At 71.9% G+C, this 19,346-nt stretch carries 17 protein-coding genes and 1 pseudogene; 4 read left to right on the top strand and 14 right to left on the bottom strand.

The window, feature by feature from the left end:
• Positions 1–15 precede the first annotated feature (15 nt).
• The 13 genes from ACIHFB_RS22695 to ACIHFB_RS22635 all read right to left on the bottom strand — a co-directional run bounded on the left by ACIHFB_RS22695 (position 16) and on the right by ACIHFB_RS22635 (position 16,348).
• The gene (locus ACIHFB_RS22695; RefSeq protein ID WP_400127721.1) at positions 16–1,176 is read right to left on the bottom strand and encodes an acyl-CoA dehydrogenase family protein; all 1,161 of its coding nucleotides are present in this window, start codon (positions 1,174–1,176) and stop codon (positions 16–18) included.
• Positions 1,173–1,826, bottom strand: coding sequence for a hypothetical protein (locus ACIHFB_RS22690; RefSeq protein WP_365272355.1), 654 nt, complete (start codon positions 1,824–1,826; stop codon positions 1,173–1,175). The genes ACIHFB_RS22695 and ACIHFB_RS22690 overlap by 4 nt, the downstream gene beginning before the upstream one ends.
• Positions 1,823–2,725 carry a hypothetical protein gene (locus tag ACIHFB_RS22685; protein WP_400127720.1) on the bottom strand — a complete coding sequence of 301 codons (903 nt, stop codon included), beginning with the start codon at positions 2,723–2,725 and terminating at the stop codon, positions 1,823–1,825. Before ACIHFB_RS22685 ends, ACIHFB_RS22690 begins: the two co-directional genes overlap by 4 nt.
• Positions 2,726–2,731: 6 nt before the next feature.
• Positions 2,732–3,040 (bottom strand): acyl carrier protein, encoded by a 309-nt coding sequence (locus ACIHFB_RS22680; protein WP_365272350.1) that lies wholly within the window; start codon positions 3,038–3,040, stop codon positions 2,732–2,734.
• A gap of 52 nt (positions 3,041–3,092) precedes the next feature.
• Positions 3,093–4,379 (bottom strand): type III PLP-dependent enzyme, encoded by a 1,287-nt coding sequence (locus tag ACIHFB_RS22675; protein ID WP_400127719.1) that lies wholly within the window; start codon positions 4,377–4,379, stop codon positions 3,093–3,095.
• Positions 4,376–5,773, bottom strand: a complete 1,398-nt coding sequence (locus tag ACIHFB_RS22670) for an ATP-grasp domain-containing protein (protein WP_400127875.1) — start codon at positions 5,771–5,773, stop codon at positions 4,376–4,378. Before ACIHFB_RS22670 ends, ACIHFB_RS22675 begins: the two co-directional genes overlap by 4 nt.
• A 15-nt stretch (positions 5,774–5,788) precedes the next feature.
• Positions 5,789–6,721, bottom strand: a complete 933-nt coding sequence (locus ACIHFB_RS22665; RefSeq protein ID WP_365272345.1) for a 3-oxoacyl-[acyl-carrier-protein] synthase III C-terminal domain-containing protein — start codon at positions 6,719–6,721, stop codon at positions 5,789–5,791.
• Positions 6,718–7,032: an acyl carrier protein gene (locus ACIHFB_RS22660; protein WP_400127717.1), complete on the bottom strand. Its 315-nt coding sequence runs from the start codon at positions 7,030–7,032 to the stop codon at positions 6,718–6,720. Before ACIHFB_RS22660 ends, ACIHFB_RS22665 begins: the two co-directional genes overlap by 4 nt.
• Before the next feature lie 38 nt (positions 7,033–7,070).
• A complete protein-coding gene (locus ACIHFB_RS22655) occupies positions 7,071–9,227 on the bottom strand; it encodes an acyl-CoA dehydrogenase (protein ID WP_400127716.1) in 2,157 nt (718 codons plus the stop codon).
• Positions 9,224–10,942, bottom strand: a complete 1,719-nt coding sequence (locus ACIHFB_RS22650) for an acyl-CoA dehydrogenase family protein (protein ID WP_400127715.1) — start codon at positions 10,940–10,942, stop codon at positions 9,224–9,226. The genes ACIHFB_RS22655 and ACIHFB_RS22650 overlap by 4 nt, the downstream gene beginning before the upstream one ends.
• Positions 10,939–12,888, bottom strand: a complete 1,950-nt coding sequence (locus ACIHFB_RS22645) for a fatty acyl-AMP ligase (RefSeq protein ID WP_400127714.1) — start codon at positions 12,886–12,888, stop codon at positions 10,939–10,941. Before ACIHFB_RS22645 ends, ACIHFB_RS22650 begins: the two co-directional genes overlap by 4 nt.
• 345 nt (positions 12,889–13,233) lie before the next feature.
• Positions 13,234–13,602: a 6-pyruvoyl trahydropterin synthase family protein gene (locus tag ACIHFB_RS22640; protein WP_400127713.1), complete on the bottom strand. Its 369-nt coding sequence runs from the start codon at positions 13,600–13,602 to the stop codon at positions 13,234–13,236.
• A 55-nt stretch (positions 13,603–13,657) separates the two neighbouring features.
• Positions 13,658–16,348 carry an AAA family ATPase gene (locus ACIHFB_RS22635; protein ID WP_400127712.1) on the bottom strand — a complete coding sequence of 897 codons (2,691 nt, stop codon included), beginning with the start codon at positions 16,346–16,348 and terminating at the stop codon, positions 13,658–13,660.
• Between the two features lie 102 nt (positions 16,349–16,450).
• On the opposite strand from ACIHFB_RS22635, the gene ACIHFB_RS22630 reads away from it, so the two are divergent.
• Together ACIHFB_RS22630 and ACIHFB_RS22625 are read left to right on the top strand one after the other, a co-directional pair.
• Positions 16,451–17,344, top strand: coding sequence for a phosphorothioated DNA-binding restriction endonuclease (locus tag ACIHFB_RS22630; RefSeq protein WP_400127711.1), 894 nt, complete (start codon positions 16,451–16,453; stop codon positions 17,342–17,344).
• A 76-nt stretch (positions 17,345–17,420) separates the two neighbouring features.
• A complete protein-coding gene (locus ACIHFB_RS22625) occupies positions 17,421–17,900 on the top strand; it encodes a DUF5990 family protein (RefSeq protein WP_400127710.1) in 480 nt (159 codons plus the stop codon).
• Positions 17,901–17,902: 2 nt separating this feature from the next.
• Here the strand turns inward: ACIHFB_RS22625 and ACIHFB_RS22620 are convergent.
• Positions 17,903–18,031 (bottom strand): annotated as a pseudogene (locus tag ACIHFB_RS22620) (amidohydrolase); the annotation flags it as partial.
• On the opposite strand from ACIHFB_RS22620, the gene ACIHFB_RS22615 reads away from it, so the two are divergent.
• Positions 17,970–18,431, top strand: a complete 462-nt coding sequence (locus ACIHFB_RS22615) for an Lrp/AsnC family transcriptional regulator (protein ID WP_365272322.1) — start codon at positions 17,970–17,972, stop codon at positions 18,429–18,431. The pseudogene ACIHFB_RS22620 and the gene ACIHFB_RS22615 sit on opposite strands and share 62 nt — an antisense overlap.
• Before the next feature lie 143 nt (positions 18,432–18,574).
• On the top strand, positions 18,575–19,339 hold the full coding sequence (locus tag ACIHFB_RS22610; protein ID WP_365272319.1) for a polysaccharide deacetylase family protein: 765 nt from the start codon (positions 18,575–18,577) through the stop codon (positions 19,337–19,339).
• Positions 19,340–19,346: the final 7 nt, after the last annotated feature.

The following is a 19,346-nucleotide window of genomic DNA, read 5'->3' as shown; positions in this document are numbered from 1 at the left end:
GGCGCGAGGCCGCCGTCAATCACGGCGGAGACTTCCCTGGACCAGGCCGGTGAACAGGTTGAGCTTCTGGATGTTGGCGGTTCCCTCCATGAACTCCACGCCGCGGGCGTCCCGGGCGAGTTTGTCGAGGAGGGGATGGTCGAGGCGGGCGCCGGGGCCGAAGTAGCCGAGCGCTTCGAGGGTCGCCTCCTCGGCGAGGTGCGAGGCGCGGGCCTTCGCCGCAGAGGCCAGGGGGCCGGCGGCGGGCTCGTTGTCGTCCACGGCGATCGCCGATCGCCAGATGAGCTGGCGGAGTTGCGTCAGGCGGAGGCCGAGACGGTCGAGGCGGTGACGTTCGGCCGCGGTCAGGGTGCGCCGGTTGTCCAGGACGTACTCGTACGCGGCCCGTGCGATGCCGAGGCCGAACGCGGCGACGCCGGGGCGGAGGCGGTTCAGTCCCTGCACCGCGCTCCACATGCCCCGCTGGGTGGCGCGCAGATGCCTGCCGAGCACCTGGTCGGCGGGCACGCGTACGTCGTCGAGGGTGACGGCGGTGATGCGCAGGCCGCGCAGCCCGATGGTCTCCAGGGGCTCGGCGGTGAACCCGGCGGCCGAGGTCTCGGTGAGGACCGCGGTGACGCCGAGCGGCCCCGGACGGGTGCGGGCGAAGACGATGCCCAGGTCGGCGCGGGCCGCGTTGCCGATGTAGCGCTTGGTTCCGCGGAGCACGAAGTGGTGGTCGCCGTCCGGGGTGAGTGTGGTCTCCATCGCCGCCGCGTCCGAGCCGCGGTCCGGCTCGGTCAGCGCGAAGAAGGTCCAGGTGGGCTTCTCCATGATCCGGCCGTAGAACCACTTCTTCTGCTGCTCGTCGCCCATGGCATCGACCAGCACGCCCGACATCACCGGCCCCGGCGCCGCCAGCAGCATGCCGGCGTCGCCGACCGCCACCTCCTCGGCGAAGACGACCCGCTCCAGGGTCCCGGTGCCGTAGAAGGGATGCCCGTCGATGACCACCGGGTCGGGATTGAACTCGGGCGGCACCGTCATCCTGGTCAGGTACGACACGATCGCCACGTCCAGATGGCGGTGGATCGCGTCCGGGTCCTGGTCGAGCTCCAGGGCGAGGGGCTTGAGTTCCTGCGCCCACGCGCGGGCCTGGCGCCGGATCGCCAGTGTCCTGTCGTCCAGCTCGATCATGCCGCTCCCCCGTGTTCCGCGGCGCGGGCCGGGCCGAAGTAGACGTCGGCGATCAGCTCGGACACCCGGGCGACCTGGCCCGGCCCGTCCGCCAGGAAGCTCACACCGCCGAGCAGCCGAAGCAGCATCCGGTCGGTCTCGGTGATCTGGGCGTTCAGGCCGGCCAGGACGCCGTCGTCGAGGTCGCCCGGCGTGGCGCCGGCCAGCATGGTCGCGATCTCCAACTGCTCGATCACCGCCTCCGCGACACCGCCCTTGACCATCTGCTGGTGGAGCAGCTTCGCGTCGCCGACGGTACGGCCGCCGAGGTGGGCGAGCACGGCGTCGAGCAGCCGCTCCGAGAGGCCGAAGCGCAGACAGGTCACGCCCAGCGCCCATGCCGCCCGAGGAGTCGTGGACGCGCTCGGTGGTTCGGGGCGGCTTCGCAACGCGACGACGGTGCCGTCCTCCACCGTCATGGTCGTCACGACGTCCCCGGCGTCCGCACCGGCGACGCCGGCGGGCGCCACCACGTGCCCGCCCGGGCCGCGCGGCGGCACGCCGTCGCAGACGGTCTCGTACAGCAGGGTCAGCGCCGGGACGAGGCCGTCGTGGCGGGCGGTCCGCCGGTACCGGATCCATGCGTCGGTGGCGGCCGTACGGCCGGTCATGTCCCCTCCTCAAGATCCAGGGTGGTCGTGCACAGGTACCGCAGCGCGCGGTCGTACTCGGCGACGACCATGCGGCGGGGCCCGGCCCCCGTGAACTCGGGGAGCACATCGGCGAGGGCCGCCCAGGGGCCGGTGCAGGGACGGCCCGGCGGCGCGGGACGCACGTCGAGTCCCGGCCCGAACCGTTCGGCGTCGAGGCCCTGGCCGGTGATGAGCGTGACGGGCCCGCCGGCACCGGCGCCGGCCGGCTCGTTCAGCACCGCGTCGAGTGTCGTGCGGACCTCGTCCGGCGCGACGTCGGCGAGTTGCCGCGTCACCGGTTGGCCCGCGCGGCCCTCGGGGCCGAAGAGCAGCGCCACCGCGCAGTCCTGCCGCGGTACGTCACGCGCCCCCGTGGTGTCGTACAGGAAGGTCCGCTGGTCGAGCAGGACGACCAGGACGTGCCGGAAGGCGTCGGCGGCCGCGTACTCCGAGACCAGACGCAGGGCCGTGAACCCGGCGGCGGTCCCCTGGTCCGAGAGGTTGAAGGCCAGCGGGTCGCCGGGCAGCACATCGGCCAGATGGCAGGACGCGGAGCGGCGCGGATCGGCGTCCGGCACGGTGTGGGCGACGAGCACCAGGTCCAGGGGCTCCTCCAACGGGGGCAGATCGGCGAGCAGTTCCTGGGTCATCTCGACGAAGGTGTTGCGCTCGCCCCGCTCCAGAAGCTCCGGGCGGAACTCCACCGGGTACGGGCGCACGAGGTCGGTCTGCATCTGGGCCAGGCTCGGCGTCACCGGATCGGGCAGGAAGGGCCTGCCACCGGAGAAGGTCCGGCCGACCAGCCACGACAGGCGCAGCGGCGCCCGCCGGGCAGGCGCCGGCGCGCCGACCGCGCCGGGAGACGTGGTGAGATACATCGGCGGTCAGGCCCCTGCCTGCTCGGCGGCCTGCTCTTCTGCCTGCTCCTGGACGAAGTCGGCCAGCGTCCCCACGGTGTTGAAGTGGTGCTGCTCGAGGACGTCGGTGTCGAACTCCATCTCGAGCTCCTCCTCGATCGTCATCAGCAGTTCGAGCACGGTCGTGGAGTCCAGGCCGAGTTCGTCGAACAACCGGCTGTTCTCACCGATGGTGTCGGCGTCGACCTGCATCGACTTGGCGAGCGAGCCGGCGATCGTGGCGACGGCCCGGCCGTACAGGTCGGCGGTGCCGGCGTCCGGTGTGGTGTGCTCCATCGTTCACCTCTCGTGTTCGTAGTGGTTCAGCGGGAAGCGTCTTCGTAGTGGTTCAGCGGGAAACGTCGTGCGCGGTCGGGTCGTAGAGTCGCTGCCGCCGCAGGAGGTCGTCGGGGCTGTCCCGTTCCCGGACCAGGTGGCACCGCCCCTCGTGGACCAGCACCTCGGCCGGGTAGCCATGGCTGAGGAACAGCCCCGGCGAGGCGGTCGGGCCGTAGGCCCCGGATCGGTGTACGCCGATCAGGTCGCCGGGCTGTACGGGCGGCAGCGGGACCTTCTTGCCGATCGTGTCGCCCGGGGTGCAGAGCGGCCCGGTGACGTTCCACTCGTCGGTCGGCGGCTCGTCGAGCCGGTTGAGCACCGACATCGGGAAGTTGCGCTTGACGAACGAACCGATGCCGACGGCCGCCATGTGGTGGTGGGTGCCGCCGTCGGCGACCGCGAAACGCTCCCCCATCGAGGTCTTGGTGTAGCGGACGCCCATCACATAGGTGCCGGCCTCGGCGGTGAGGTAGCGGCCCAGTTCCATGATCAGCCTGGTGCCGGGGTGCCGGGCCGTGAAGTCCTCGATGACGGGGTTGAGCCCGTCGGTCAGCACCTTGGCGTCCAGGTCCTTCTCGCCGTCGAAGTAGGCGACGCCCAGACCGCCGCCCACGTCGACCGTCCGCAACTCGATGTTCAGCGCGGCCGACAGCCGCTCGGCCAGATCGAGGATGCGGGTGGTGTTCTCGACGATGACGTTCTCATGGAGGATCCGGGTGCCCATGTACACCTGCACCCCCATCAGGTCGACGTCGGGGAACCGCTTCACCAGGTCGGTCCGGGCGAACAACTCCTCCTCGTCGATGCCGAACTGGCGCGGTTTGCCGCCCATCGCAAGACCGGAGCGCTTGACCGCGAAGCGCGGGTTGACGCGCAGCGCGACCGGCGCCCGCACGCCCCTCTCCCGGGCCAGCCCGTCCACCAGGGCCACCTCGGCGAGGGACTCGCAGACGACGGCGTGGATCCCGGTGTCCAGACAGGCGGCCAGCTCCTGCCGGCTCTTGCCCGGGCCGAGGAAGATCACCTGTTCCGGAGGCACACCGGCGCGGCGGGCGGTCGTCAGTTCCACGAGTGACGAGACCTCGGCCCGCGCGCCGAACGAGTGGAGCAGCGCGCAGACCGAGATGTTCGGGTTGGCCTTGAGCGAGTAGAAGATCTCCATGGCCGGGTGCAGGCGGTCGCGCAGCCCGTGGAACCGGTCCCGCAGCACGGCTCCGTCATAGACGAACAGCGGGGTGCCGTACCGCCGGACCAGCTCGGACACCGGCACGCCCTGCACCTGGAACTCGCGTGTCATCCTCGCCCCTCTCCCCGGGTGCTCTCCGCGACGGCGGCGAGCCTGCGGCCGGCCTGGTCGTCCAGTGCCGCCAGCCGATCCGCCGATTCGGCGACTACGACGCCGTAGAGACGCCCCTCGAAATCCGCCCCCGGGTCCCGTTCCGGGAGGGACGCGGCCGCGTTGACGGTGGCGTAGTTGTTGATCAGCAGCCCGGTGCCCCGGGCCGGGTCGAACAGCAGGTCCGACATGGCGCGGTGGAGCGAGCCGAACGGCAGCGGCGCGCCCAGCCGCATGGGGTACCTGCGCACCAGCGCCGTGCGCCCGGCCCCGATGAAGGCCTCCTGGATCGATGCCTGGTACGTGGACATGTTGTGGCGCGCGTTGATCTCGACGACCGGGTAGAGGCCGCCGTCGGGATCGACCATCGCATCGACGCCGACGACCCCGAAGTAGCCGTCGCCGGCCAACCGACCGCCCAACTGCCGGGATACTTCGGCCAGTTCGGCCGTCTGCCGCTCGGTGAGCCGCGCCGGGATGCGGTGGCCCAGGTGCACCCCGCCCTCGGTGAGGGCCTCCTTGACGAAGTCGACGTGCACACGGCCGTCCCGGCCCACGGTGAACTGGTAGTTGAGGTCGGCGCGCTTGGCCACCCACTCCTCCACCACGAGGCCGACCCGGTCGTCCCCGGCCTTCCGCGCCCGGCTGCTGATCATGCGGTGCAGCCGGTCCAGGCGGCGTTCTTCCGCGACCACCTCGATGCCCTTGCCCGAGACGCCGAAGGCGTCCTTGAGGACGACCCGGCGGCCGTCGGCGAGCAGCGCGCGGGCGGCCTCGACCGCCGCGTCGAGCTCGGCCAGGCTCGCGCAGGTCCAGCCGCGGGTCTGCCGGATGCCCAGTTCGCCGGCCAGCCGCCGGCTGTAGATCTTGCTGTTGACCGCCTTGCAGATCGCCGCCGGCGGGGCGGCCAGCGGGATCCCGGCCCGCTCGGCCAGCCGCTCCTCCGACTCGCTGACCCCGTGCGCGCAGACGACGCCACCGCGCGCACCGATCCTGCCCAGCTCGCGCAGCACCGGCCGGTCCTCCAGCGCGTCCTGGGTGACGGTGCTGCCCGGGTCCTGGCGCTCCACCACGAGCAACCCCGGCAGATCGAAGCCGAGTTCCTCCAGATGGCTCAGATGGTCGGCGTCGGGTTCGCCCTTCAGCACGACGTGGTCGCCCTTGCCCGCGAGCAGCAGTGCGAACTCGTCCATCCGGTTGACGATGACGCTGCCCGAGCCGAACGACAGCCTCGGCAGCCCGGTCTCGCCGCGGGCCCACTGGTCCTCGACCTCGAAGTTGCCGAGGAACACCAGCTCCGCGTCGGAGGTCCCGGTCAAGGCCGCCTTCAGGCGGCCGGTGAAACTCCCGGTCATCACGCCCACGCCCCTTCAGTGCTCGAAGAGCATCGCCGAGAAGGTCGAGCCGAGACCGACCGTGGCGAGCAGATAGCGGTCCCCCGGGCGCAGCCGGCCGAGATCGAGGGCCGTCCGGTAGTTGATGAAGGGATCCGCGCAGAAGCAGTGCCCGGTGACCGGCACGTTGTCCAGGAAGACGCGCTCCAGCGGGAGTCCGAGATGCCTGGCGAGCCGCGCCCACGACAGCCGGTTGACGTTGTGCGGGAGGACCACGGCGACGTCGTCCAGTCCCAGGCCGGCCTTCGCGACCGCCGCCAGCATGACCTCGGCCAGCGCCTCGGTGTAGATCTGCTGGTATTCGCCGGCCAGTTCGTCGTCGAGCGACAGGCATTCGTAGAAGCGGCCGTGGGTGCGGGCGGCGTAGCTCAGCATCCGGTCCCGTTCGTCGCGGGTCCCGACGAGCACCGCGGCCGCGCCCTCGCTGTTGGCCGCCGTGCCCGGCACCGTCTGTGCGGCCAGGGTGAAGGTCTTCTCGCCGGCGAGGACCAACGCCAGCGCGTCCGGATCGCCGTCGCTCGCCAGCAGCTTGCCGACCAGGTCCACCGCCAGCAGCCCCGAGGCGCAGGCGTGGTGGGTCACCGCGAACGCCGTGGCGTGCCCGAGCCCGAGCGCGTCACGCACCTCGTGCACGGGGTTGACCGGATGGGGGACGACCACCGGCATGGTCCGCGCCTGGACGACGTACCGCACCCGCTCCTCTCGGCCGCGCAGCCCGTCGAGCTTGCCCGCGGCGGCCAACAGCAGGTCGGTGAGCGTGCCTTCAGGCTCACGGCAGACCTCCGCCAGGCCGTAGAAGCGCCGGTACACCTTCATCTCCGCGGCGCTGAGGCCCAGTTCGTCGCGCAGCTCGCCGATGGGTATTCGCTCCGACGGCAGGTAGGCCGCCACCTCCTCCAGCGACGTCATCGGACCTCCCCCGACGGGGACGCCTGGACGAGCGTCTCCTCCAGATGCCGCGCCAGGGCGTCTATCGTCGGGTGGTCCCAGGCCACGGTCGGCTCCAGGGCCAGCCCGAGGTGGTCCTCGATGTCGCCGCAGAGGACCAGCGCGTAGACCGAGTCGAGGCCGTACGTCGTCAGCTCGACGTCGGTGTCGATGGCGACGGCGTCGAGTTGGGCGTAGTGGGCGACCTGGGCGCGCAGCCAGCTCCGCAGTTCGGTGTCCGACGGGGCCGACGGAGCCGACGGGGCTGTCGGGGCCGATTCGGGGGTGTTCATCGCATTCTCCTTGTCATCAATGGCGGCGCTCCTTGTCATCAATGGCGGCGGCGCTGTGCGGGCAGGCGCCGGTTCGACAGGCCGAACCCGCGGCGGTCGCGGTGGCGGGAAAGGACCTCCGCCGACAGCATTTCGGTGACGTGCCGGGGCCGCTGCCCGGGATCGCGGCCCACCCGTTCGGCGATCCGGCGCAGGGCCGCGACGGCCCAGCGAGGATCGCCGAGGAACGCGTCGTGCCGCTCGTGGGTGTGGAGCCAGATGTTCACGCAGGCGATCGCCGCGAGCACCGCGGCGTACCGCGCCGCCAGCCGCAGCGCCTCCGGCCGGGCGGCGACGGAGAGGTCCCCGGGGGTCAGTGCGGCGCATTCGCGTCGTACGTCGTCCTGTTCGGCCGCGATGACGAGCGCCAAGCGGCGCAGCTCACCGTCCAGCTCGGAGGAGCCGAGGGCCGCCGCGAGCGAGGCGCTGAGGCTGTCCCGCCCGCCCGAGCTGACCGACAGCCGCTCGAAGGGCAGCGGCGGCAGGTCCCCGCCGAGACGGAACACCCCGGCGGGCGGCTGGGCGTCGTCCAGCCACCCCTTGCGGGCCAGCCGGGGGAGCTGCGGCAGCACCGTGCTGAGGCAGGCCACGCGCGCGGTGTGGCCGAAGCCCGCCGGCGCGAGGTCGCGCAGGTGCTTCTGGAAGATCCCGTAGCCGCCGTCGCGGATGTAGAACTGAGCGCCCAGCACCCTCGACAGCGCGTCCATGGCGTCCATGAGGAGGGTGGCCACGAAGTACTTGGCGGCCGACGCGTACAGGCTGCTCTCGCCGGGGAGCAGATGCACCGAGCGCGCGGTCACGGTGGCCAGGCAGTCGCAGATCAGCAGGTCGGTGAAGGCGTCGGCGAGGATCGAGCGGATGTACGGCATCCCGGCCAGCGACCGCCCGTACAGGACGCGTTCGTCCGCGAACCGGGCGGCGACCTCGAGGCCGGTCTCCAGGATGCCCGCGGTCATCGCCGGCAGCGCGGTACGGGTGACCTGGAAGGAGCGCAGCGCCGTCTCCATGCCGAGCCCGGGCGCCCCCAGCACCGCCTCCGCCGGTATCGGGCAGTCCCGGAACTCCAGCCCGCCGAGCTGGACCCCGCGCATCCCCGCGCTGAGGAAGCGCGGCAGGTGGACCGGAGCGCCTGCGGGCAAGTCCGCCTTCTCCACGAACAGTTGTGAGTGGCTCCGGCTGCCCGGAGCGGCCGACGTGCGCGCGAAGAGCACCATCGCCTCGGCGCGCTCGGCATTGGCGATCACTTCCTTGCGCCCGTTGAGCCGCAACCGCCCGTCGTCGCCCGGCAGCGCCGAGAACTCGGCCCGCGCGAAGTCGTTGCCGTGCGCCAGCTCGTGATAGCCGGAGACGGCTCGGCCACCCGCCAGCAGCACCTCGGCCATCCTCCGCCGCTGCCGCTCGTCGCCCGCGGCCCAGACGTTGACCGCGGGGATGAGACTGCTCGCTCCGTATCCGAGGCCCAGACAGGGGTCCCGGCGGAAGACCACCCGCATCACCTCGATGAGCTGGTCGAGCCGGGTCAGCCGCCCGCCCAGCTCCGGCGGGACGAACTCGGCGTTCAACCCGTAGTCGTCCAGCAGCCGTTCGCCCGCGACGAGCATCTCGCCCGCCTCGTCGGCCGCGAGCACGGCGGCGTGGCCGGTGGGGTTGCCCGGGTCCCAGGGGTCGCCGAAGCGGCGTTCGAGGTCGTCGATGGCGGTGGTCGCGGGGGCGTCGATGGCGGTGGTCGCGGGGGCGTGGACGGCGACGGTCGTGGGGTGGTCGATGGCGGCGGTGGCGGGGTGGTCGATGGAGGTGGCCGCGGGAGCGTCGACGGGATCGGCCGCGGCGTCGTCAATGGCGGCGGCCGCACGGTCGTCGACGGAGGCGGCGACGAGGTGGTCGACAGAAGCGGCCGCAGGGGCGTCGACAGAAGCGGCCGCGGGAGCGTCGACGGGATCGGCCGCGGCGTCGTCAATGGCGGCGGCCGCACGGTCGTCGACGGAGGCGGCGACGAGGTGGTCGACAGAAGCGGCCGCAGGGGCGTCGACAGAGGTGGCCGCGGGAGCGTCGACGGGATCGGCCGCGGCGTCGTCAATGGCGGCGGCCGCAGGGGCGTCGACGTCCGGTCGTCCGATACCCGTGCGGGCGTCGCGCGGTCCGCTCTTGTCGATCACGAGGTGACCACCGAGGTCGGAGGAGCGGCGGGACGACCGGCCGTACGAGCGTCGAAGAGCCGGTCGAACACCTCGCCGTCGGTCGGCCGTCCCGGCGGACGCAGCGACCGCAGCACGTACGTGAGAACCGCCTCCAGCCACAGCGGGTCCTCGCCGGGCGTGCGGTTGTGCAGCCACACCCTCAGGGCGGCCGCACCCGCGAAGCAGTCCTCGTAGCGGCGCGCCAACGCGAAGGCCTCCGGCTGTACGTCCTGGGAGGCGGGCGGGATCGGCGCCAGCTCGCGGTGGAGCCGGTCGCAGGCGTCGGTGAGCTCGTCGGAGAGCTCGGCCACGCGTGCGGGCGCCTCTCCCGCGGACGCCAGCGCCCGCAGTTCACCGCTCGCGGTGTGCAGGCCCTGCGTGAAACTGCACCCGCCGCGCGCCAGCAGGCTCAGCCGGTCGAGGCGGGCCGGAGGTGGCGGGGCCGACAGGGCGGCGGCACGGCCGACGGCCTCCTCGTCGGCGGTGCCTTCCTGATGACCGCGGACCAGCACCGGGAAGTGGTTGATCAGGACGTGCTGGTTGACGAAGGTGCTCCCGTCGAAGATGCCGACCACCCGGTGGTCGCGTTCCAGTTTCTGGAACGCGCCGTGCTCGTGGACCTCGGTGAGGAAGGCGCGGGCGCCCAGCAGTTCGCCGCAGGCGGCGATCAGTTCGTCGACGCGGGTCGGGACGTACGACTTGGCCACCGCGGAGATGACGGTCATCTCCTGCGGCAGGGTGTGCACGCTGCGGGCCGCCAGCACGCTCACGATCTCGGCGGCGTAGAGCGCCGCGTACGCCTCCCCGAGCACGCGGCGTACGTGCGGCAACTCGATCAGCCGACGGCCGTAGAGCGCGCGTTGCTCCGCGAACTCCTCGGCCAGCCGCACCGCCTGGTCGGCGGCGCCGAGCGACAGGGCCGTGCAGGCGGTCCGGGTGAGCTGCAACGCCTTGAGCACGATCTCCAGCCCGGCGCCCTGCTCGCCGATCAGCGCACCGGCCGGGAACGGGCAGTCGTCCAGCGCGATCCCGCTGATGTCGGCGCCCCGGATGCCGTGCGTGGGCACCTTGGGCAGGGGCCGCCAGCGGTCCGCCGGGAGCCGCCGTTTGTCGGCCAGCAGCAGGCTGAAGCCGCGCGGCCCGCCCTCCGTCCGCGTGCGCACGAGAAGGCAGAGCAGTGTGCCGCGCGTGGCGTTGTTGATCAGCCATTTCTCGCCGTGCACGCGGAAGCCGCCGCCGGGCTCCGGCGTGGCGGTCATCTCGCCGGCCAGCAGGTCACTGCCATGGCCCCGCTCGGTCAGGCCCCACGACACCGGCGCCCCGGCGACGATGTCGGCGCCGAGCTCACGCGCCTGCTCCGGACCGCCCGCCAGCCACATGCAGACGCCCCCGAGGAACGTCTTGCCGTGCCCGATCGCGACCGTCAGATCACGCCGCGCCACCGCCCGCAGCGCCGCGACGAGTTCGTCGTAGCGGGCCAACGCCCCGCCGAACTCGGCCGGCACGTACATGCGCGGCAGCCCCATCCGGTCGAGTTCCCGGCAGATGTCGCCGGGGAACTGCTCGGCACGGTCCAGCTCGGCGCTGCGGGCGTAGGAGAGGGGTGACGCGGGGTCGGCGGGATCCCCGAGCGCCCGGTCGAACCCGTCGAGGTCGACCCGGCCGGTGTCGATCAGCAGGTCGGTCACCGTCATGGGGCGTCACCGCCCGCGGCGTCGGCTATTCGGGTGCGCAGGTCGCCGCTGGGTGCGTTGCCGATACGGTCGTTCACGTCAACGCTGGCCGCGTCGCCTGGCCCGGCACACACGTCACCACCCGCCGCGCCACCCACCTCGGCCCGCACCTCACCACCCACCCCCTCGCCCAGCCGGGCACGCACGGCCGGCGACAGTTCCGCGTGCAGGATCGGAAGCTCGCCGTCGAGAAACCGTCGGCGCAGCAGCCGGCGCTGGATCTTGCCGCTGGTGGTCCGCGCCACCGTGCCGGGAGGCACGAGCACGATGTTGTGGGCGGGCACCCCGGCATCCCGGGTGAGGCGGTCGCGGACACTCGCGGCGACGCGGGCCAGCTCGTCCGGCGCGACCGGCGAGATCGGGTCGACCCTGCACTCTCGGACGAGCACGACCTCCTCCTCGGGCACCGGGACCGAGAAGGCCGCGCCGACGCCGCGTTCCAGCGCCGGGTGGGCCTCGCGCGTCGCCGCCTCCAGGTCCTGCGGGTAGAGGTTGCGGCCGCGGACGATGATCAGCTCCTTGGTGCGGCCCGTGACGTACAACTCGCCCTCGTGCAGGATCCCCAGATCCCCGGTGCGCAGGAAGCCGCTCTCCCCGTCGGGCGTGACGGCGTCGAAGACGCGCCGGGTCTCAGTGGGCCGTCCCCAGTAGCCGCGGGCGACGTTCGGGCCGCGCACCCAGATCTCGCCGACCCGGCCGTCCGGCAGCGTCCGGCCCGCGTCGGTGTCGATGATCCGGACGTCGAGGTGCTCGGCGGGGCCGCTGCTGACGATGCGGTGAACGGGCGTGCCGGGGGCCGGGGGCAGCAGTTCGCCGCGCTCGAACGCGGCGGCGTCCACCTCGGTGATCACGGCGCGGCGGGCAGGCCGGTCGCCGGAGACGACCAGGGTGGTCTCGGCCATGCCGTAGCCGGGGAGCATCGCCTCGGGGCGCAGCCCGGCGGCGGCGAACCGCCGGGTGAACGCCTCGACGGTGGCGGCCTGGACGGGCTCGGCGCCGTTCACCGCGCACCGCCAGCGCGAGAGGTCCAGCCGGGCCAACTGCTCGTCGGCGATCCGCTGGATGCAGAGGTCGTAGGCGAAGTTCGGAGCGGGAGAGAAGTCGATGTCGTGCCGGTCGATCAGCGTCAGCCACGTGTGCGGGCGCTTGAGGAAGGCCGTCGGCGGCATCAGCACGCTGCGACCGCCCAGGACGAGCGGCGTGAGCAACAGCCCGATCAGCCCGAAGTCGTGGTACAGCGGCAGCCAGCCGCCCACCGGGCCGTCGGCGCTCATGCCGGAGATCGCCGCGAGGATCTCGGCGTTGGCCAGCAGGTTGGCATGGTCGACCATGACGCCCTTGGGGTCGTCGGTGGACCCCGAGGTGTACTGGAGGAAGGCCAGAGCGTGCGGGTCGGCCGGTGGCGGCCGCCAACGACTCGCCGCGGGCAGCTCGTTCTCGGCGGAGTCTTCGGCGGCGGCTCCGGCGGCGTGGGGTGCAAGCACGGTCACACCCCCCAGCTCCTGCTCCTTGGCCCAGGACACGAGCCCTTCCAGGTCCGTGCCGTCGGCCAGGGCACCGGCCGCCCCCGCGTCCCGGGCGATCGCGGCGAGCCGGTCGCCCTGCCGCCGCTGACGGCCGTCGGGCGGCGGCGCGGGTACCGGGACCATGCCCGCGTACAGACAGCCCAGGAAGGACCGTGCGAACCCCGGCCCGGAGGGATGCAGTACCAGCAGACGGTCACCGACGGCGAACCGATCCTGCAACAGCGCGGCGACCCGACGGGCGGCCCGGTCGAGTTCCCCGTATGTCAGGGCCTCGTCGGCCTCGGCGCGGAGCGGATCCACGCTGAAGATCAGGGCGATCCGGTCACCGTGCCCGGCCGCCCTGGCACACATGAGTTCGACGAAGGTCTTGTGCTCGTGCATACGGTGTCAGCCTCCATCGACGGAACGATTCTCCAGCGGCGAGACGATTAACAACTGAGCGTCACCGAGGAGCGATACGTTCCGTAACCACCAGGTGCGCGCCATGGCCTGCACCGATGCCGTCCGAGCGGGCACGACAGGGCGGGCCATCGCCCCACCCTAAAGGGCACCCCGGCGCCGCCGGACGAGTAATTGTCAAGACTTGTAGGTGAGTTGGGCCTCAGACCACATCGGCCGTACGACGAGGCGGCGGCCGTTCATCGAAGCGGGCAGCTCCGACAGCCGGTCGCCGGACGGGAGTTGTCGTTGTCGTCCGGGTGATCAGAGAGGTCGGAGACGAGACGTTCAGCGCGATGGCCGGTACTCGGCCCAGGTCTTGGGTGTCTCGGAGACCCTGACCGCCGTCAGCTCCGGAATACGCCCGGTCCAGAGGTCGAAGATCCAAACGGCGAGATTCTCCGCCGAAGGTGAGATCCCCCCCCTCGCCTCATTGAGGTGACGGTGGTCGAGGGTCTCGTCCACCCACTTCCTGAAGGCGTCGAGGTCGCGGTAGTCACGAACGAATCCCGCGTCGGTGAGGGCCTCGCGAGAGGCGGCAAGCTCCAGCACGACGACGTAGTTGTGGCCGTGCATGCGGGCACACTGGTGCCAGCTCGGGAGCCGGTCGAGCACGTGGCTGGCCGAGAAGTGGAACTCCTTGGTGATCCTCAGCATGACGGTCCCAGTCTGCCACCCGCCGTCTCGGCGCCCGCTCGGTCGTCGGCCCAGCTCACCGGTCGATCCCGTCGCCCTCGCGGATGGCCTTGTTGAGGGAGACCTGGGTGAGGAAGCGATCACGCTGAGACTCCTCGGTGACGAGGTCCGCCTTGCGGGCGACCTCGTGCCGGGCTCGTTCCAGCAGTGTCCGTGCCTCCTCCCGCATTCCTCCGGCGGCCTGTACGACGGCGGAGTGGTACAGGACCTCCTCCGTGCGGAGGGCGGGCATGGCTCCGACCTCGTCCAGGATGCGAACGGCCTGGCGGGCCTGGTCCTGGGCGGCGGCCGTGTCGCCTTGGCGGAGCAGGATGCGGCCGCGCAGGGAGTGGGCGGCGATCTCGCTGCGGATCATGCCACTGCGCCGCGTCTCCACGCAGGTGGCGGTCGCCAACCGGTCGGCCTGGTCGAGGAGTTCACCGGGTCCGTCGGCGGCGAGCAGCAGAATCTCGGCGTACAGATTGCGAACGATGGGGACGAGGTTGGCCAGCCAGGTCCGTTCGGTCTCCGCCCAGGCGTCGGCGATCAGCTCCAGGGCCTGGCCGTGCCCCGCCGGTCGCTGAACGAGAAGGTGAGCGAGCAGGGCGGCGTTGTAGGCGTGCCAGCCACTGTCGCCGCCGCGGCCGGCCTCGAAATCGAGAGCCTCCCGCAGAACGTCCTCGGCGTCGTCGTAGGAGCCGAGGCCCGCCCGCACCTGTGCCAGGTAGTTGAGCGCTATGGGCAGCTCGGCCTTCAGCGGTTCGTCGCGCAGTCGCTGAACGCAGCGGCTCAGCCGGGCCAGCGCCTCACTGAGGTGTCCGCTGTCGAACAGGGTGATGCCGAGCTGCATCTCTCCCAGGTTGCGCGCGTGCTGGAGGACCGGATCACCCGTGCCGCCGAGGCGAGGGTCGGAGGCATACATGCGCTCCGCCTCCTGGAGCTGGGCCAGACCGTCGGCCAGCCGTCGCTTGGAGATCTGCCGCCCGTACTCGACCCGGGCGACGAAGAGCGGGACGGGATCGCCGTGCTGCTCGGCCAGCTCGACCGCCGTACGCAGCTTGTCCAGCGACGGCACCAGGCCCTGGGTCGCAAGCAGCGTCTTGCCGCGCAGGAGCGTCGTACGGATCGCCGGTTCCGGGGTGCCGCAGCGCCTCGCCGCGGCTTCGGCCTCGGCGGCGAGGGAGTCTATGTCGGGTCCGCCGGCCGGCCGGTGCTGGCCGCGCCAGCGCACCTCGGTCAGCGACAGCAGCAGCTCCACGGCCTGGACGAGCCATCGGTCCCGGTGCTCCTCGTGCTCCGGCAGATCATGGACCGCCTTGATCACTTCTTCGCAGTGGCGCTCCGCCTCGGCGAAGGACAGACCTTCCATCGCGGCGTCCCGGGCCAGCCCGTAGTGCGCCTCGGCCGAGGCGAGCAGACACTCGGCACCACCACTACGGAGGTGACGGGCGATCTCCAGTCGGCGTTCCAGCGGCATCTCGTCCACGGGGCCCGAGGTGAGGGCCGCCGCGATACGGGCGTGCCGGGACCTCATCTGCTGCAAGGTCTGCTGCTCGTACACCACACCTCGTAAGGCGTCGTGCTCGAACCGGTAGCAGTCGGACGCGTCCCATCGCGCCCAGTCAGGAGGTTCCGTCGGCAGGATCAGCCGGTGCTGGGCGGCGATGAGACGCAGCCGCTCCATCACGTGGTCGTGCTGTGCTCCCTTTACCTCGGCGACCGTCCGCGACAGGAAGGTCTCGCCCTGGACCGCCCCGATCATGAGCAGCTCGCGGTCCGGCTCGGTGAGCAGCCGGAGACGGTCCTCGACCACGCGCGAGAGGCTGCGGGGCAGCTCAAGTCCGGGTCCGGCGCCCGGACGCCACTCCTCCAGGCAGAGCGTCACGAACACGGCGTGGCCGGCGGTGAGCCGGCTCAGCTGCTCCGGGAGGGTCGACGGAGCGTCCGGATGCCGGGCGCGCACCAGCTCGGCGACCGCGTCCTGCGGCAGGCCGCCGAGCACCCGCCGTCGCAGGAGCCCGCCCTTCGCCCAGTCGTGCAGGAGGTCCTCGACCGCCGATCCCGGGCCGTCCGCGTAGGCTCCGTCCGTCGTGTGGCTGAGCACCACGCCGAGCCGTTCGCCCGGCAGTCGCCGCAGCAGCCGGTCGAGGACCAACAGGCTGCTGGGATCAGCGTGCTGGATGTCGTCGATGAGCACGACCGTGGGCGGGCCCTGCCGTACGAGGTCCAACAGGACGTCCACGATCTGCACCGCGGCACCCTGCTGAAACGGCAGCAGGCTGTCGAAGGGCATCGATCCCGAGACGAGCGAAGCCTCGGCGACCTGCTTGCCCAGGGTGAACAGCGCGCCCAGCCCCGGCACCATCGCGGACAGCACTTCCGGCGCGGAGCGGACGACGCCCTGACCGGTCAGGCTCAAGAACCTGCGGACGCGGCCGGGTTGCTTGACCTCCTGGTCTCCGGCCAGTTGCAGAAGAAGCTCGACGATCGCTCCGTAGTGCAGCCCCGACCCGATCGACGGCTGACACCGCGCGGACAGAACCCGGCAGGCACCCGGCACGTCAGCGTCCGCGGCCTCTGCCTCGAACGCCCGCAGCAGCGCCGACTTCCCCATGCCCGAGACACCGTCGACCACGACCGCCCGGCCCCCGCGCCCTTCGGTCACGTCCACCCGCAGCGAGCGAAGCTCGTTCATGTGCTCAACACGGTCGACAAACCCGGTCCGCACCGCAGCCCCCGTCCAGTCGTCCGATACGGAACTTCCTTGCACACAGCGTCACTTGGTGCCCAAGGTAGATCATCCGGGGAGACATCACTACGATCGCCCGGCATGGACTGGCTCGAGCGCCTCTCGCAACTGAGGCAGTGGACCAGGAGCGGCACACGCGCTCCGCACAAGCCGCTGCTCCTGCTGTACGCGCTCGGCAGGTTCCAGGAGGACACCGACGGCGACCTGCGGTACAGCGCGGTGGAGGAGGACCTGCGGCGTCTGCTGACCGAGTACGGCCCGCCCCACCGGACGACGCCCGCGTACCCGTTCCACCATCTGGTCAGCGACGGTGTGTGGGAAGTGCGCACCGACCGCGGACACGGCAGTCCCGGGAGCGGGGTGCGAGATCTCCGGGAGACCGGTGCCATCGGCCGACTGGCGCCGGAACTGCGGACCGCTCTGCGCAGCGAACCCGAACTGCTGGGCCGGATGGCCCGGTTGCTCCTCGACCTGCACTTCCCACCCTCGCTCCACGGCGAGTTGTGCGAAGCCGTCGGCCTGGAACTGGAGCCATCCCAGCCCGAGCACCTCTCAACCGCGCGCAGGCAGCGGGACCGGCGTATGCGCGAGCTGGTACTGACCGCCTACGAGTACCGGTGCGCCTTCTGCGGCTACGACGGCAGGATCGGCACGGTTCCGGTCGGCCTGGAGGCCGCGCATGTGCGCTGGTGGGCCTTCGGCGGCCCGGACGGCGTCGACAACGGACTGTGCCTGTGCTCGCTGCACCACAAGCTCTTCGACAAGGGAGTCCTCGGCCTCGACGACGGCCACCGCGTCCTGGTCTCACAGCGCTTCGTCGGCCACAGCCCCGTCGCCCGCGAGCAGGTCATCGCGCTCGCGGGACGCCCGCTGGTCGGACCACAGCCGGGCCTGCCCCCTGTCGCAGCCGACCACCTCACCTGGCACACCGGCCAGGTCTTCCACGGCACACCACGGCCGGCCACCGTCGCGTGACGGATCCGGCCCGCTTACACCCCCGGCGCCCCCGGCCGAGCGCCCGGCGGACATGCGGGCAGCGCATGATGGCCGTATGCGCATCCGTATAGACGCCGTCGACCTGCCCGGCCGCACCTGTCCGGCCCGGCCCGGCGGCAGCGTCCCCGTGTACTCCGGCATCCATGTCGCGGTGCAGCGCCGTGACCGTCCGGCCGAACTGCTCGATCCACAGCCTGGGGACGGCGCGTCCGCGACGTGGACGCTGGAGTGCACCGTGATGGCCTCGCCGGCCGGTGTCGAGGTGCAAGGTCCGTATGTGCAGAACCGGTTGGGCCACCGGTTCATCTATCTGTCGTGGTGCACGGTCGACGACTCGGGCCGCTTCGCCATGTTCCGCCGCGCCAAGCTGATGCTCGACGCCGTCCCCGAGGACACACTCGCCGCCGCCGCACGCGACGGCCTGCTGGTGGGACGCCTGGGTCTGACCGACGACGACGGCACTCCCCGGTGCGCACGAGTCCGGCCTCCGCACATCGCCTGGACCGCGGAGCCCGTCGGCCAGGGCGGGCTGTGACGTCAGCACCGCCGACTGGTCGTCCTGCGGCCGGCGCACCAGACGGCGCGGATGTTGCGGGTGGCCGTGATGTCGGTGGTCGGATCGCCGTCGACGAGAACGAGGTCGGCGCGCAGACCGGGCCGGATCGCGAACGGCCGCGCCACCTACGCCGACCTCGCCGAACACGCCGACATCTCCCCGCTGTCCGCCCGCAAACGCACCCTTCGCCTCATCGACGGCGCCGTCCTGCCGACCGCCGATGTGGACCTCGCCCTGCTCGGGATCACCACCGAGGCGTTGCTGTGGATCACGGTCGCCCCAGGTGCCATGGACCGGACCGCGCACGCCCTCGCCGCCCACCCCCAGGTGCAGTCCGTCGTCGCGACCACCGGCCCGGCGAACCTCCTGGCCGTCGTGGCCACCACCGATCTCGACGCGCTCTACGGCCTGATGGCCGACTCGCCGGCCGGTCTGGAGCACGTCAACTCCCTTGAGGTCACACCGATCCTGATGACCTACAAACGCAACAGGCTGCCCCGCGCTGTCTGACGCCCGCCCGGTTGTCCGCGAACCACCCCGGGATTGTCCTTGATCGGTAACGGACGCATCCGCCGGGCGCCGTTCCTCGTCCTGCCAGATGGTCGCGAGTTGACCAAGGAATCGGCGAGGAACTGCGGGAAAGCGGGGCGGACATGGCGCGGCACGGTGGCGGGCAGGGCTGGTACGGCAAGGTGCTCGGCGCGGCGCTCGGGGTGACGTTGCTCGCCACCGGCGCCTCGGTGTGGACCGCGCAGGCCGGTGCCGTGGGCAGCTCGTCGTCCAAGGCGGCCACGCCGGGCAGTGAGGTCAAGCGCGTCGCGGTGACCATCGCGCACGCCTCGGACGCGGGGGCGCGCGGCGTCAACATCACCATCGACGACGGCCCCGACCCCGTATGGACCCCCCAAGTGCTCGACGTGCTGCGGGAGTACGGGGTGAAGGCCACGTTCTGCATGGTGGGGACGCAGGCGCAGGCCCACCCGGACCTCGTGAAGAAGGTGGTCGCCGCCGGGCACCGGCTGTGCGACCACTCGGTGTCGCACGACACCACCATGGACAAGCAGTCCGAGGCCTACCAGTCGCAGCAGATCCTCGACGCCGAACGCATGATCACCGAGGCGTCCGGGGGCGTACGTCCGATGTACTACCGGGCGCCCGGCGGTGCCTTCACCCCGTACAGCCGCACACTCGCCGCCTCCCGCGGCATGCGCCCGCTGGGCTGGAACGTGGACACCAAGGACTTCGAGCAGCCGGGCGCGGACGCCATCGTCGCCACCGTCGAGCGGGAGTTGCCGGGCGGGCCGACGCTCCTCTTCCACGACGCGGGCGGCGACCGCGCCCAGACCGTCGAGGCCCTGCGCCGGATCCTCCCCCGGCTCAAGGAGCAGGGCTACTCCTTCGGCTTCCCGGTGCGCTGAGCCCCTG

Origin of the sequence: Streptomyces sp. NPDC051963 (assembly GCF_044593495.1) — a bacterium.
In the GTDB taxonomy this organism is placed as follows: Bacteria; Actinomycetota; Actinomycetes; order Streptomycetales; family Streptomycetaceae; genus Streptomyces.
This window is presented reverse-complemented; position numbering and strand designations above follow the sequence as displayed.